This is a genomic window from Pseudomonas sp. Ps21-P2 (genome assembly GCF_039672565.1).
GTDB lineage: Bacteria > Pseudomonadota > Gammaproteobacteria > Pseudomonadales > Pseudomonadaceae > Aquipseudomonas.
The window spans coordinates 424,656-437,936 of sequence record NZ_JBDFPL010000001.1 but is presented as its reverse complement, the minus strand read 5'-3'; the positions used below and the strand labels follow the sequence as shown (position 1 = coordinate 437,936).

Genomic DNA, 13,281 nt, shown 5'->3' with positions numbered 1-13,281 from the left:
CGCTGTATAGTTTTTTACATACCGAAACAATGAGTAACAGATGTCTCCTGCCAAGCTGTATTCCCCTCTGTTTCTCAGCCTGTTGGCGTTGATCGTGACAGCCGCCTGCGCGCTGTTATTGGGCCGCTATCAAATTTCAATCCACGATCTCTGCTCGTTCGTTGCGACGATGCTGGGCCTCAGCGACATGCCCACTCAGCGCTACGACCTGCTCCACACCTTGATCATCGAGGCGCGCCTGCCCCGGGTGATCGCGGCGATACTCGTGGGCGCCGGGCTATCGGTCTCAGGCGCGGCGTATCAGGGCGTGTTCCGCAATCCGCTGGTGTCGCCGGGCCTGCTGGGCGTGTTGAGCGGCTGTGCGTTCGGTGCTGCGCTGGGAATCATCTGGCACCTGCCGCCTCTGGCCATTGCGCTGGTGGCGTGCGTGACCGGGCTCATCGCCGTAGCGGTTGGTCTGGGCATCGCGCACATGTTTCAGACCCCCTCGATCCTGCTGTTGGTGCTCGGCGGCATTGTCGCGAACGCCCTCTTCACTTCCTTGCTGTCCATTGCTCAATACATGGCCGATCCGCTGGATCAGTTGCCGAGCATCGTCTATTGGCTGCTCGGCAGCCTCAGTGCCGTGGACGTGCAGGCGCTGTGGATCATCGGCCCGATTCTGGCCGTGGCCATCGTGATGCTGTGCCTGACCGGCCGCGCCATCGACGCGCTGTCACTGAGTGATGACGAAGCCCTGAGCCTGGGCGTGCCGGTCGAGCAGATTCGTGGCAGCCTGATTGTCCTCACCACGCTGATCTGCGCGCTCACGGTGAGTCTGGCCGGGATGGTCGGCTGGATCGGCCTGTTAATTCCGCACCTGGCGCGGTTGCTGGTCGGCCCCGGCAATACGCGCCTGCTCCCCCTCAGCGCCTGCCTGGGCGGGATCTTCCTGCTGGGGGCCGACGGCATCGCTCGCAGCGTGTCGGCGGGAGAAATCCCCCTCGGCATCATTACCGAGTTGTTCGGCGCGATCGCCTTTGTGCTGGTGCTGCATCGCGTGCGCAAGGGTTGGCTATGAAGCGCTTGCAGGCCCGCGGACTGACCTATCGGATCGGCGAGCGCTTGATCCTCGATAACGTCTCGATGGACATTGCCGCCGGCGACAACATTGCCCTGCTGGGGGCCAACGGTGCCGGAAAAAGCACGTTGATGAGGCTGCTGCTGGGGTTGCTGACGCCGCACTCCGGCGAGGTGCTGATCGACGGCCAACCGATGCGCTTAATGAAACGTCGCGCCGTGGCCCGGCAGATTGCCTACGTGCCGCAGAGCCACGTCCCGAGCTTTCCGTTCAGCGTCGCCCACATCGTCGGGCAGGGGCGATTGCCCACTGTGGGTCTGGGCCATGCGCCGAGCCGCGACGACAAGGCCTCTGTGCAGCAGGCCCTGAACGACCTGGGCATTCATCACCTGAGTGAACGGCCGTACACCGAACTGTCCGGTGGCGAGCGCCAGTTGGTGCTGATCGCCCGGGCCATGGTTCAGCGCGCCAATATCATCATTCTCGACGAGCCGGTCACCGGTCTCGATTACGGCCATCAGTTGCGCCTGCTGGCCTTGCTCAAGCGCCTTGCCGCTCAGGGCATCAGCATTCTCTCCAGCACCCATCGCCCTGAACATGCCCTTGCCTCGGCCAATCGCGTGCTGGTGCTGCACGACGGCCGACTCATCGCCGACGGATCCCCCCACGACGTCATCGACAGCGCCCTGATGGCGCGTCTTTACCAGATCGCCGTGGAGCAGATCGACACCAACGGCCACCGCTTTTTTATTCCTTCCTGAGTGTTTACATGACCCGATCCTTCTCATCGCGCCTGGCGTTCGCGCCGCTTTTGTTTGGCGGCTTCGCCCAGGTCAGTCTGGCGCAGGAAATGACCCTGGCACCGCTGGACATCAGCGCCGAACAGTCGATTGCCGATCAGGCGCGGGAGAAGTCGGCGACCCTCGGCCCCATGGGTGAGCGCAGGCTGCTGGACACGCCCTACTCCATCAGCGTGCTGTCCTCCGACCTGATCGACAGCCAGCAGCTGAAAAGCTTCAAGGACATCATTCGCTACATGCCCTCCGTGCAGGCCGACGGCGCCCGGCCGCAAACCCGGGGCCTGCAGGGCAGCGTGGTGCAGAACAGCCGGCTGGACGGCCTCAACGTGGTCTCGACCACCGATTACCCGGCCGAGCAACTGGGCGGCGTCGAGGTGCTGAGCGGGCTGTCGGGGTCGCTGTATGGCCCGGCGAATCCGGCCGGCACCTTCAACCTGCTGTCGAAACGCCCGACGGATTTCACCCGCAATCGGGTGACGGTCGGCGTGGGCACCGGTCTGACCTGGCTCAAGGCCGCCGACCTGAGCGGCCCGTTCGACCCGGACGGCAAGATCAAATACCGCCTGAACGTCGCCGACGAGCAAGGCCACAGTTATGCCCCGGGCAGCACGTTGCGCCGGCAGCTGGTCAGCCTCGCCACGGATTTTCAGATCAGTGACGACAGCGTCATCGAAACCAACTTCAGCCACTACAGCTATCTATCCAAGGGACTGCCCGGCAAGTTCGCCGTCGCCTCGGGCGTCACGCTGCCCCACGCGCCGGACCCGACCCGCAGCAACCTCGGGCAGCATTATTCCGGCGACAACAACACCACGGACACCGCCAGCGCGCATTTCAAGCACGACTTCGACGGCAACTGGAAACTCGACATTGGCGCACTGCGGCAGATCGCCGACCGCGAATCCACCGCGGTCACCAACACACTGATCAACAATGCCGGGACGTATCGCAGCTCGGTGACCAGCGCCACTGCAAGCCGCTTCACCATCAACAGCTATCTGGCCAACCTCAATGGCAGCGTCTACACCGGCGGCATTCGCCACGACCTGACCGTCGGCGTCACCGGTTTTGACTGGGACAACTACAACCCCGTGGCGGGCGGAACGACAATCTTGGGCAGCGCGTCATTGAGCAACCCGGTCGCCTTCGACGAGCCGGACTTCCCCGACTTCACAGACCGATACCACTCGGCCAACGCCCGCCAACGCTCGTTCGTGCTGGGCGACACCCTGACGTTCACACCGAAATGGAGCCTGATGCTCAGCGGCAGCCAGAGCCGCCTGACCGCCGACAATTATTCCCAGGCGGGTGTCCACGCCTCATCGCAGGATTCGGGGATCAGCACCGCAAGCAGCGTGATGTACAAACCGGTGGACGACCTGACGCTGTACCTGACCTACGCCGACAGCCTGCAGCAGGGCGACAGTGCGGCGGCCGGCAGCAACAACGCCGGGGCGATCCTCTCGCCGTATCGCAGCCGCATGTGGGAGCTGGGCGGCAAATGGGTCGCGCGCGGGGTCAACCTTTCGCTGGCGGCGTTTCAGATCAAACGTCCCTTTGCCTACACCCAGCCCGATAACGTCTATGCCGTGGCGGGTGATCAGCGCAATCGCGGGGTGGAATTCCTCGCCGACGGTGACCTGACTCAAAATCTCAAGATGTTCGGCGGCATCACCTGGCTGGACCCGAAGCTGCTGTCCACCGGCAACGACAGCACGGAAGACACCCGGATCGTTGGGCTATCACGGATGACCGCCAGTCTGCTGACCGAATACCGCATCGACCAGGTGCCGGGCCTCGCCGTCAACCTCAACGCCCGTTACGCCAGCGCTCGCCCCACCGACGACAGCAACGATCACTGGGTGGGCAGCTACACAACCTTCGACACCGGCGCCAGCTACAGCACCCGGTTGATGAAACGCGACACGGTCTACCGCCTCGAAGTCACCAACCTGGCCAACGAACGCTACTGGACCAACATCGTCCCCGGCGGGCTGAATGGCTACACCGGCGCCGGGCAAGCCAGCGCCACCCCGGCCGCGCCGCGCATGGTGCAGGCGTCGATTCAGGTGGACCTGTGAGCAAGGGGCGGGGCGGCGTGCGCGGTTTGTTGAGCGTCGTGATGCTCGTAAGTCTGAGTGTCAGCGCCTTCGCTGCCCCGAACGATGCCGGCCAGAACAGTCAGGCCAGCCCGCTAAAACCCGGACAGGTGCAGGACGATGGCGGCCAACGGGTCAGCATTCCCACCGAACCCGCGCGCATCGCTGACGCCTGGTATGCCCATCACGTGCTGCTGATGACGCTGGGCGCCGGTTCGCGCATTGTTGCAACGGTCAACCATCCCGCAAGCCAGCCGTGGATGTTCAAGGTCCTTCCGTCGCTCAACCAGGCCACGGCCATCCAAGGCACGGCGTTCAATGCCGAGACCTTGCTCGCCGGGCACGTCGATCTGGTGTTCACACACCTCGGTGATCGGCAGGCCATCGCCTACCGACAGCTCGGCCTGCCGGTCATGCAGATGGGCTACACCGACCTGGCCGGGCTGAAACGCTCGATGCTCAACACCGCCAAGGCCCTCGGCGGTGCGGAACCCACTGCGCGCGCCCTCGCCTACAACGGGTTTCTGGATCAGCAGCTGGCGGTAGTCAATCGCGTGCTGGCGGGTATCCCGACTGAGCAGCGGCCAAAAGTGCTGCACATCGCGTCGGTCAATCCGTTGAAGGTGGACGGCGCCGATACGCTGATCGACGACTGGATCGAGATCGCCGGAGGCCGCAATGCCGCGACGGGGCTCAAAGGCAATATGCAGATTGTCTCGGCTGAGCAGTTGCTGGCGTGGCAGCCGGATGTGCTGATCCTCGCGGCGGCCGCGGGTGATTTGAATCAGGCAGCGCAACCGCAGTTGCTGAACCAGCTTGATGCCGTGCGCAACGGGCGCGTCCTGCGCAACCCGGCCGGGGTGTTCCCGTGGGACCGTTACGGCACCGAAGTGGCGCTTCAGCTGGCGTGGGCGGCGCAGCAGTTGCATCCGGCGTTGTTTGCGGACGTGGACATGGCGGCGCAGACGATTGACTTCTACCGACGCTTTTTCGATTACGCACTGACGCCCGAGGATGCTCAGCGGATTTTGCACGGTGAGCCGCCGGCGACTGCGCCTTCCCCCTAGGACTCGACCCTGCGGAAGACTACAATCGCCGTCCTCGCGCACTGACTGATCCACGCCTCGCATGCCAACTTGCTCCCTACACCCGCTGCCCTATCACGCCGACCCCAGCGGCTACTTCGCCCGCGTGCGCCTTGCCCCGGGTGCCGTGCTGCTGGACAGCGGTCGCCCGACCGCGGACCGGGGCCGCTTCGATCTGCTCAGCGCCTGGCCGCTGGAAACCCCGCAGCCGGTGGCGGACGAATCCGGCCCGGCCTTTCTTCATCGCCTGCGTGAATCACTGGCCCGCCTCGGCGAAGCCGACCTGCCCGAACACTGCGCGCTGCCGTTCGCCGGTGGATTGATCGGCTATCTGGCGTATGACTTCGGCCGCCTGTTCGAACCGCTGCCCGATCAGGCCATTGACGACTTGCACCTGCCCTCCGCGCGGTTGGGTCTCTACCCCTGGGCGCTGGTCACCGATCACCACGAGCACACCAGCCAGTTGGTGTTTCATCCTGCCCTTGATCAGGCCGAACGCCAGCGCCTGATCGCGCTGTTCGAGCAACCGGTGGCGAAACGGGATGCATCATTTGAACTGACCGCGTCCTTCGCGCCGGACATCGATGCCGAGCAGTACCGACAGGCCATCGAGCGGATTCACGCCTACATCCAGGCCGGTGACTGCTATCAGGTCAACTTCGCCCAACGTTTTCGCGCGCAGTACCTCGGTGATCCATGGGCGGCGTATCAGGCGCTGCGGGTGGCCTGTCCCACGCCGTTCGCCGGGTATCTGGCCCTGCCGGAGGGCGATGCGGTGTTGAGCCTGTCGCCGGAGCGGTTCGTCAAAGTCAGTCAGCGTCAGGTCGAGACCCGGCCGATCAAAGGCACGCGGCCGCGCGGGCGGGATGCCGATGAGGACGTGGCGTTTGCTCAAGAGCTGCTAACGAGTGCGAAAGACCGCGCCGAGAACCTGATGATCGTCGACTTGCTGCGCAACGACTTGGGGCGGACCTGCCGCATCGGTTCGGTGAAAGTGCCGGAGCTGTTCAGCCTGGAGAGCTATCCCAACGTGCATCACCTGGTCAGCGCGGTGACGGGAGAATTGGCCGACGGCAAGGACGCGCTGGACCTGATTGGCGGCAGCTTTCCCGGCGGCTCGATCACGGGCGCGCCGAAGATCCGCGCGATGCAGATCATTGACGAACTGGAGCCGACTCGCCGGGCGTTGTATTGCGGCTCGTTGCTGTACCTGGACGTGCGCGGCGAGATGGACAGCTCCATCGCGATCCGTAGCCTGCTGGCGAAAGACGGCCAGATGGCGTGCTGGGGCGGCGGCGGGATCGTCGCTGATTCGCAGTGGGAGGCGGAATATCAGGAGACCTTCACCAAAGTGCGGGTGTTGATGGAGACGCTTGAGGGGTTGTGAGCGGGGCGGCGGGTGCGGATGGACCGACTCTCGATTGCGCAGATACCGCGCCGTTGGGCGGCGAACACGGTCCATGTGGGAGTGAGCTTGCTCACGAAGAAGTCGGTACATCCGCTAAATTTTTACCGGCAGGAATGTAGTCTTCGCGAGCAAGCTCGCTCCCACAGAATCGTGGGTCGCCTCAGGATTCCGGCCCGTTCGTGGGACTTGTGGGAGTGAGCTTGCTCACAAAGGCGCCAGGACAGCCAGCCACTTTCTCTGGGAAATGACAGTAAGCATTCGCGAGCAAGCTCGCTCCCACAGGATCGTGGGTCGCCTCAGGATTTCGGCCCGTTCGTGGGACTTGTGGGAGTGAGCTTGCTCACGAAGACGCCAGGACAGCCAGCCACTTTCTCCGGGAAATGACAGTAAGCATTCGCGAGCAAGCTCGCTCCCACAGGATCGTGGGTCGCCTCGGGATTCCGGCCGGTTCGTTGGACCTGTTGGAGTATCAGCTTTGGTCCCAACCCCACCCTCTGCACCCATTGCTCAGCACTCAGCTTCCACCCCAAAGCAATCCGGCGCTTTCAGCCAAAAGGCGCGATGTTTTGTTACCATCTGCGCCATTACGAGCGCCTAAGCGCCAGCCCTGATCAGGAAGCCGCCCAGATGAATCACCCTTTCGACGTCGACGACATCGCCGCCACCTTCGCCAACAAATCCCCGTCCGACATCCTCAAATTTGCTTTCCAGCACTTCGGCGACGACCTGTGGATTTCCTTCAGTGGCGCGGAGGACGTGGTGCTGGTGGACATGGCCTGGAAAATCAACAAGAACGTCAAGGTGTTCAGCCTGGACACCGGCCGCCTGCACCCGGAGACCTATCGATTCATCGATCAGGTCCGCGAGCAGTACAAAATTGACATCGACATCGTCAGCCCGGACCGCGAAAAGCTCGAGCCGATGGTCAAGGAAAAGGGCTTGTTCAGCTTCTACCGCGATGGCCATGGCGAGTGCTGCGGGATCCGCAAGATCGAGCCGTTGCGCCGCAAGCTGTCCGGCGTTACCTCCTGGGCCACCGGTCAGCGTCGCGACCAGAGCCCGAGCACGCGCAACAACGTGGCGGTGGTGGAAATCGACAGCGCGTTCTCGACCCCGGAGCGCACGCTGTACAAGTTCAACCCGCTGGCCCAGATGAGCAGCGCCGACGTGTGGAATTACATCCGCATGCTCGAACTGCCCTTCAACACCCTGCACGAGCGCGGCTTCATCAGCATCGGCTGCGAACCCTGCACGCGCCCTGTCCTGCCGAATCAGCATGAGCGCGAAGGCCGCTGGTGGTGGGAAGAAGCCACGCAGAAGGAATGCGGGCTGCATGCCGGGAATATGATCGCGAAGTCCTGAGAGCAGATCGCAATGTTGTAGGAGTGAGCTTGCTCGCGATGACGGTCTGGCAGACGCCGTTCAGCGCCTGAATTGACGCATCGCGAGCAAGCTCACTCCTACAGGTCAAGCGCAAGGCGTGACCCGCAGGTCGGGCCTGTTAATGCTCCGGCAGTTCAACCCCGGCAAACAGCTCTTCCAGTTCCTGCTTGTTGTGGCATTGAATGGCTTTGGCCATGACGTCGCGGGTCAGGTGCGGGGCGAATTTCTCGATGAAATCGCACATGAAACCGCGCAAGAAAGTGCCGCGGCGGAAGCCGATCTTGGTCACGCTGGCTTCGAACAGTTCGCTGGCGTCGAGCACCACCAGATCGCTGTCCAGCTTCGGGTCGACGGCCATTTTCGCGACGATGCCAACGCCCAGTCCCAATCTCACGTAGGTCTTGATGACATCAGCGTCGGCGGCGGTGAACACCACTTTCGGCGTCAGGCCACGGTGGCTGAATGCTTCGTCGAGTTTGGAACGGCCGGTGAAGCCGAACACGTAGGTCACGATGGGGTATTCGGCGAGAATTTCCAGGGTCAGCTTCGGCACCTTGGTCAGCGGATGGCCCTGAGGGACGACCACGCAGCGGTTCCAGGTGTAGCACGGCATCATCACCAGATCGCCGAACAGTTCCAGCGCTTCGGTGGCGATGGCGAAATCGACGGTGCCGTCGGCGGCCATTTCGGCGATCTGCATCGGTGAGCCCTGATGCATGTGCAGCGCGACGTCCGGGTACTGCTTGATGAAATTGCTGATCACCGGCGGCAACGCGTAACGGGCCTGGGTGTGGGTGGTGGCGATGGATAGCGTGCCCTTTTTCTCATTGGAGAATTCCTGGGCGATCTGCTTGATGCTCTCGACCTTGCGCAGGATCTCGCCGGCGGTGGTGATGATGCGCTCGCCTGCCGGGGTGACGCGGGTCAGGTGCTTGCCGCTGCGGGCGAAGACTTCGACGCCCAACTCGTCTTCCAGCAGGCGGATCTGCTTGCTGATGCCTGGCTGCGAGGTGTAGAGGCTTTGCGCGGTCGCTGAAACGTTGAGGTCGTGGTGCGCCACTTCCCAGATGTAGCGCAGTTGTTGAAGCTTCATATGTATCCCTCAAAGCCGGAAGACGCCACGGGCATCAGCGACGGTATATAACTGGATTATTGGTCAGGAAGGCAAAGCTAGAACTTTTTATCACTTTTATCCAGTAATGGCACGCAGCTTTTAACGCCCTTGGCACATTCCCGGAACGCGATCACGTTTGTGTACGACTTTGCAGCATCGGCACCATGTACACCGGCACGTCGGCCAGTTGCAGCACCCGCGCCGCCGTTCGGCCAATCGGCGTATCGCCCTCCCCACCGTGACTGCGACTGCCCACCACCAGCAGATCAATGCCGAGCAGGCGCGCCTGATCGAGTATCACATTGGATGGGTCGCCCTGGACCACACGAACGCTGCGAATCAGCGCCAGGTCCTCATGGCCCTCGCCCAGTTCCTCGCGAAAACTGGCCAGCACCCGCGCCTCAATGCCGTCGATGACCGTGTTGACGCCCTCGCTGTGCAGTTGTTTCAAGACGTCTGCCGCCAGATAGCTCTGCAGCACGGACTCGGCAAACACGCCCATCGGCTCCACCACATGCACAACGTGCAGCTCGGCGTCGAAGGTCCGCGCCAACACCAGCGCGTGCTGCAACACATACGGCGCATAAGCACCGAGGTCCGTGGCGTAGAGCATCGAACGGATCATGGGACCCCCGGCAGCCTGTGAAGTGAAGACTTCATCAGCGTAGCAGCGCGCTGCGCACTGCGACGGCCGACTGCTGCTTTTCGGTCTAACGCCTCAGGGTTTTAGCTCGTTGCTGATGCCGTGGGGCACGTGCCCGGTCGCGACCACCTCGCGGGCGCGCTCGCAGTGGCCCGGCTGATCGTCGAAGAACACGTCCGCGGCGAAGGCTTCGAGAAACGCCGATTTGTCCAGGCCGCCGAGAAACAGCGACTCATCCAGACGGATGTCCCACTCGCGCAGGGTACGAATCACCCGTTCATGAGCCGGAGCCGAGCGCGCGGTCACCAGCGCCGTGCGAATCGGACAGGACTCTTCGGGGAATTCACGCTGCAGGGCATTCAGTGCCGCGAGAAAGGGTTTGAATGGCCCGCCGGGCAATGGCCGTCGCGCCGCCTCGCGCTCGTTGGCCTGAAACGCCTCGAGCCCTCCGGACTGATACACGCGCTCGGACTCATCGGAGAACAGCACGGCGTCACCGTCGAAGGCGATGCGCAGTTCTGCACTGGCGGCACGACGTGCGCCACCGGAGAGGATGGTCGCCGCGGCGAACCCCGCGTCCAGCGCGCTGCGCACGTCATCGGCGTGGGTCGACAGGAACAGATGACTGCCGAAAGCGGCCAGATACGGAAACGGACTGCGGCCGCCGACGAACGCGGCGCGGGAAATATCGAGGCCGTAATGCTGAATCGAATTGAACACGCGCAAGCCGGTGTCGGCGCTGTTGCGCGAGACCAGCACCACTTCCACCCGGGACTGGTTCAAGCTGGCGTTCAGGCTGAGCAGTTTTTCCACCAGCCGGAACGCATCGCCGGGCTCGAGGATTTCGTCCTCGTGGTCGATCTGGTACTGACGGTAGGCAGCGACCCCATTGGCCATGTAAACGTCATGGCTTTCCCGCAGATCAAACAGCGCCCGCGAGGAAATCGCCAGCACCAGTTTGCTCCCCGGGGTTTTAATGTTCAGCTCAGTGCTCATCAGTCTTCCTTTAAGCAGCAGTTGGGCATGCGCACGGCCATGGCCGTCAACGATTGCCGCGATCAATGAACGCCAGCGCGTGATACAGGGCGCGCACCTTGGGCATGTCACAGCGAGCGGCAAGCGCAGCGGCGAGGGGCCGGGCATAGATGGCGTCGAGTTCCAGCGGGCGTTTTTCGGTGAAGTCGTGGTACATGCTCGGCCGGTAATCCGGCATATGGCCGGTGACCTTAAGCAATTGCTCGGCGTAACCCTGCGGCAGCACGTGGCCGCACGCTTCGGCGCCCTGCATCACTTCCGCCATAAGGCCTTGGATCAGCGCGCGACTGTCGGCATCGCCCATCAGCGGCGTGGTGCTGGCGTTGAGCAGCACGGAAAGCCCGTTGTAGGGCACGTTCCACACCAGTTTCTGCCAGCGCGCCTTGTCGAGATTGTCCATCGCCACAGAGTCGATGCCGGCCTGGTGAAACAGCGACGCCCCCTCCTCGACCCATTTCCCCCGTGCAGCCGTATCGGCCGGCCCGCTGTGATAGCCGATATTCACGGCGCCAAAGGCTTGGTGGGTGATCTGGCCCGGACCGGTGCGATGCACGCAGACAAAACACAAGCCGCCCAATAGATGAAGGGAATCCGGTAGCTCGGCGCGCAGCTCTTCCTCGACGCCCAACCCGTTTTGCAGCAGCAGAACTTTGGCGTCCGGCGCCGCGGCCTGAACGATGGCGGAGGCCACCCCGCCGTTGCCGGTGGTCTTCGCGCCGATCAGCAACCAGTCGCAGGGCGGCATGTCGGCGGCGGAGGCGTAGGCCTGGACATTTTCCAGCACTAACGGGCCATGCACATGGCTGTCTACCCGCAGGCCGTTGCGGGCGACGGCCTCGAATTCGCTGCGCAGCAGAAAGTGCACATCGAAGCCGGCCCGGGCCAGCATCGCGCCGTAGAAGCCGCCGATCGCGCCGGTGCCGATGATGCCGATCCGCGGTCTGGTTGAGCTTTCGCTCGCTGTGCTCTCGCTCATGGAAACTCCGCTTCAGGGTAATTCGTCTGGCGGCGTCGCCAGCGCGTGGGCCAGGCCCGGGACAATGGCCTCGGCGGACATCTGCGTGCCAAGGGGCCCGAAGAAGGCACCGTCGCGGATCACAAACATCGTCGGCAGATGAAACACGCCGTAGCGCTGCACCGCGCCGCCGTTTTCTTCGGCATCGATCCAGCACAGGCGGTCAACAGGCAGCGATTGCTCGGGTAAATGATGCCGGGCCCAGCGACAACTGGAGCAGCCCAGGCTGGTGAAAATCAGCAGTGAGACGCCGGGCAGGTTGAGAAGTTGCTGGTCGAGGTCGAAGTCCGTCAGTTGCAATTGATCCACGCGCTTCTCCTCTGAATGATGTTCGGGTGATGCCTGTCGCCACCCCAGACAGGTCAGACAATGCCGCAACCGTTGGACGAAAGCCACGTTTACCCATTGTCGAACCACCGGCTAACGCGCTAAGGTTCGGCTCCCCCGTTGCGTTCAATCATGCTCGGCTCCGCCGCACGGGGACGCTGGCGGCCAGCATCCGTGACCTGATGAGTAACACGATGGCTGATTTACCGATTGACGACCTCAACGTTGCCTCCAACGAGACACTGATCACCCCGGATCAGCTGAAACGCGAAATCCCGCTGACCGCCGCCGCCCAGGCCACTGTCAGCCAGGGCCGCGAAGTCATCCGCAACATCCTCGATGGCAAGGATCACCGCCTGTTCGTCGTGATCGGGCCCTGCTCGATCCACGACCTCAAGGCCGCCCACGAATACGCCGATCGCCTGAAAGCACTCGCCGCCGAGGTGTCCGATACGTTGTATCTGGTCATGCGCGTGTATTTCGAGAAGCCACGCACCACCGTCGGCTGGAAAGGCCTGATCAACGACCCGTACCTGGACGACTCTTTCAAGATTCAGGATGGTCTGCACATCGGCCGTCAATTGCTGCGCGACCTGGCCGAAAAAGGCCTGCCGACCGCGACCGAAGCCCTCGACCCGATTTCGCCTCAGTACCTGCAGGACCTGATCAGTTGGTCGGCCATCGGCGCGCGCACCACGGAATCCCAGACTCACCGGGAAATGGCCTCGGGCCTGTCCTCCGCAGTCGGCTTCAAGAACGGCACCGACGGTGGCCTGACCGTTGCGATCAACGCCCTGCAATCGGTGTCCAGCCCCCATCGCTTCCTGGGTATCAATCAGGAAGGCGGCGTGTCCATCGTCACCACAAAGGGCAATGCCTACGGCCACGTCGTGCTGCGCGGCGGCAACGGCAAGCCCAACTATGATTCGGTCAGCGTCGCGCTGTGTGAACAGGCGCTGAACAAGGCGAAGATCAAGCCGAACATCATGGTCGATTGCAGCCACGCCAACTCCAATAAGGACCCGGCACTGCAACCGCTGGTGATGGAGAACGTCGCCAACCAGATTCTCGAAGGCAACCAGTCAATCATCGGCCTGATGGTCGAGAGTCATCTGAACTGGGGCTGCCAGGCCATTCCCAAAGACCTCGCCGACCTGCAATACGGCGTGTCCATCACTGATGCATGCATCGATTGGGAAAGCACTGAAAAGACCCTGCGCAGCATGCACGCCAAGCTCAAAGACGTATTGCCCAAGCGCAAGCGCGACTGACCTGCCCGCAGAAACGACAACGCCGAGCACATGCTCGGCGT

General features: G+C 62.9%; 12 protein-coding genes. 7 read left to right on the top strand and 5 right to left on the bottom strand.

Annotation, left to right across the window (positions count from 1 at the left end):
• The first annotated feature begins 40 nt into the window (after positions 1 to 40).
• The 6 genes from ABEH28_RS01910 to ABEH28_RS01885 all read left to right on the top strand — a co-directional run bounded on the left by ABEH28_RS01910 (position 41) and on the right by ABEH28_RS01885 (position 7,814).
• Positions 41 to 1,060 (top strand): iron ABC transporter permease, encoded by a 1,020-nt coding sequence (locus ABEH28_RS01910; RefSeq protein ID WP_192172432.1) that lies wholly within the window; start codon positions 41 to 43, stop codon positions 1,058 to 1,060.
• The gene (locus tag ABEH28_RS01905; RefSeq protein WP_244655914.1) at positions 1,057 to 1,821 is read left to right on the top strand and encodes an ABC transporter ATP-binding protein; all 765 of its coding nucleotides are present in this window, start codon (positions 1,057 to 1,059) and stop codon (positions 1,819 to 1,821) included. Before ABEH28_RS01910 ends, ABEH28_RS01905 begins: the two co-directional genes overlap by 4 nt.
• Positions 1,822 to 1,829: 8 nt before the next feature.
• The gene (locus ABEH28_RS01900; RefSeq protein WP_244655913.1) at positions 1,830 to 3,941 is read left to right on the top strand and encodes a TonB-dependent receptor; all 2,112 of its coding nucleotides are present in this window, start codon (positions 1,830 to 1,832) and stop codon (positions 3,939 to 3,941) included.
• A complete protein-coding gene (locus tag ABEH28_RS01895; RefSeq protein WP_342345369.1) occupies positions 3,938 to 5,026 on the top strand; it encodes an ABC transporter substrate-binding protein in 1,089 nt (362 codons plus the stop codon). The genes ABEH28_RS01900 and ABEH28_RS01895 overlap by 4 nt, the downstream gene beginning before the upstream one ends.
• A gap of 61 nt (positions 5,027 to 5,087) precedes the next feature.
• The gene (pabB, locus tag ABEH28_RS01890; protein WP_192172430.1) at positions 5,088 to 6,431 is read left to right on the top strand and encodes an aminodeoxychorismate synthase component I; all 1,344 of its coding nucleotides are present in this window, start codon (positions 5,088 to 5,090) and stop codon (positions 6,429 to 6,431) included.
• A gap of 648 nt (positions 6,432 to 7,079) precedes the next feature.
• Positions 7,080 to 7,814 carry a phosphoadenylyl-sulfate reductase gene (locus ABEH28_RS01885; RefSeq protein WP_346628921.1) on the top strand — a complete coding sequence of 245 codons (735 nt, stop codon included), beginning with the start codon at positions 7,080 to 7,082 and terminating at the stop codon, positions 7,812 to 7,814.
• Positions 7,815 to 7,953: 139 nt separating this feature from the next.
• On the opposite strand, the gene cysB is transcribed toward ABEH28_RS01885, so the two are convergent.
• The 5 genes from cysB to ABEH28_RS01860 form a co-directional block, all read right to left on the bottom strand.
• The gene (cysB, locus tag ABEH28_RS01880; RefSeq protein ID WP_122534560.1) at positions 7,954 to 8,928 is read right to left on the bottom strand and encodes an HTH-type transcriptional regulator CysB; all 975 of its coding nucleotides are present in this window, start codon (positions 8,926 to 8,928) and stop codon (positions 7,954 to 7,956) included.
• 151 nt (positions 8,929 to 9,079) lie between these two features.
• A complete protein-coding gene (locus tag ABEH28_RS01875) occupies positions 9,080 to 9,574 on the bottom strand; it encodes a universal stress protein (protein ID WP_192172428.1) in 495 nt (164 codons plus the stop codon).
• Positions 9,575 to 9,667: 93 nt separating this feature from the next.
• Positions 9,668 to 10,588 (bottom strand): 5'-nucleotidase, encoded by a 921-nt coding sequence (locus ABEH28_RS01870; protein ID WP_192172427.1) that lies wholly within the window; start codon positions 10,586 to 10,588, stop codon positions 9,668 to 9,670.
• Between the two features lie 46 nt (positions 10,589 to 10,634).
• Positions 10,635 to 11,603 carry a putative 2-dehydropantoate 2-reductase gene (locus tag ABEH28_RS01865; protein WP_346628920.1) on the bottom strand — a complete coding sequence of 323 codons (969 nt, stop codon included), beginning with the start codon at positions 11,601 to 11,603 and terminating at the stop codon, positions 10,635 to 10,637.
• Between the two features lie 12 nt (positions 11,604 to 11,615).
• Entirely contained in the window at positions 11,616 to 11,951 is a 336-nt protein-coding gene (locus tag ABEH28_RS01860) for a thioredoxin family protein (protein ID WP_346628919.1), read from the bottom strand.
• 212 nt (positions 11,952 to 12,163) lie between these two features.
• Here ABEH28_RS01860 and ABEH28_RS01855 point away from each other — a divergent pair, with 212 nt between their 5' ends.
• Complete coding sequence (locus tag ABEH28_RS01855) at positions 12,164 to 13,240, top strand: 3-deoxy-7-phosphoheptulonate synthase (RefSeq protein WP_192172424.1); 1,077 nt, start codon at positions 12,164 to 12,166, stop codon at positions 13,238 to 13,240.
• Positions 13,241 to 13,281: the final 41 nt, after the last annotated feature.

What these genes read in the sequence shown, in the direction of transcription:
- ABEH28_RS01910 (WP_192172432.1), top strand. Translation starts at nt 41, where the DNA reads ATGTCTCCTGCCAAGCTGTATTCCCCTCTGTTTCTCAGCCTGTTGGCG.
- ABEH28_RS01905 (WP_244655914.1), top strand. Translation starts at nt 1,057, where the DNA reads ATGAAGCGCTTGCAGGCCCGCGGACTGACCTATCGGATCGGCGAGCGC.
- ABEH28_RS01900 (WP_244655913.1), top strand. Translation starts at nt 1,830, where the DNA reads ATGACCCGATCCTTCTCATCGCGCCTGGCGTTCGCGCCGCTTTTGTTT.
- pabB (WP_192172430.1), top strand. Translation starts at nt 5,088, where the DNA reads ATGCCAACTTGCTCCCTACACCCGCTGCCCTATCACGCCGACCCCAGC.
- ABEH28_RS01885 (WP_346628921.1), top strand. Translation starts at nt 7,080, where the DNA reads ATGAATCACCCTTTCGACGTCGACGACATCGCCGCCACCTTCGCCAAC.
- cysB (WP_122534560.1), bottom strand. Translation starts at nt 8,928, where the DNA reads ATGAAGCTTCAACAACTGCGCTACATCTGGGAAGTGGCGCACCACGAC.
- ABEH28_RS01875 (WP_192172428.1), bottom strand. Translation starts at nt 9,574, where the DNA reads ATGATCCGTTCGATGCTCTACGCCACGGACCTCGGTGCTTATGCGCCG.
- ABEH28_RS01870 (WP_192172427.1), bottom strand. Translation starts at nt 10,588, where the DNA reads ATGAGCACTGAGCTGAACATTAAAACCCCGGGGAGCAAACTGGTGCTG.
- ABEH28_RS01865 (WP_346628920.1), bottom strand. Translation starts at nt 11,603, where the DNA reads ATGAGCGAGAGCACAGCGAGCGAAAGCTCAACCAGACCGCGGATCGGC.
- ABEH28_RS01855 (WP_192172424.1), top strand. Translation starts at nt 12,164, where the DNA reads ATGGCTGATTTACCGATTGACGACCTCAACGTTGCCTCCAACGAGACA.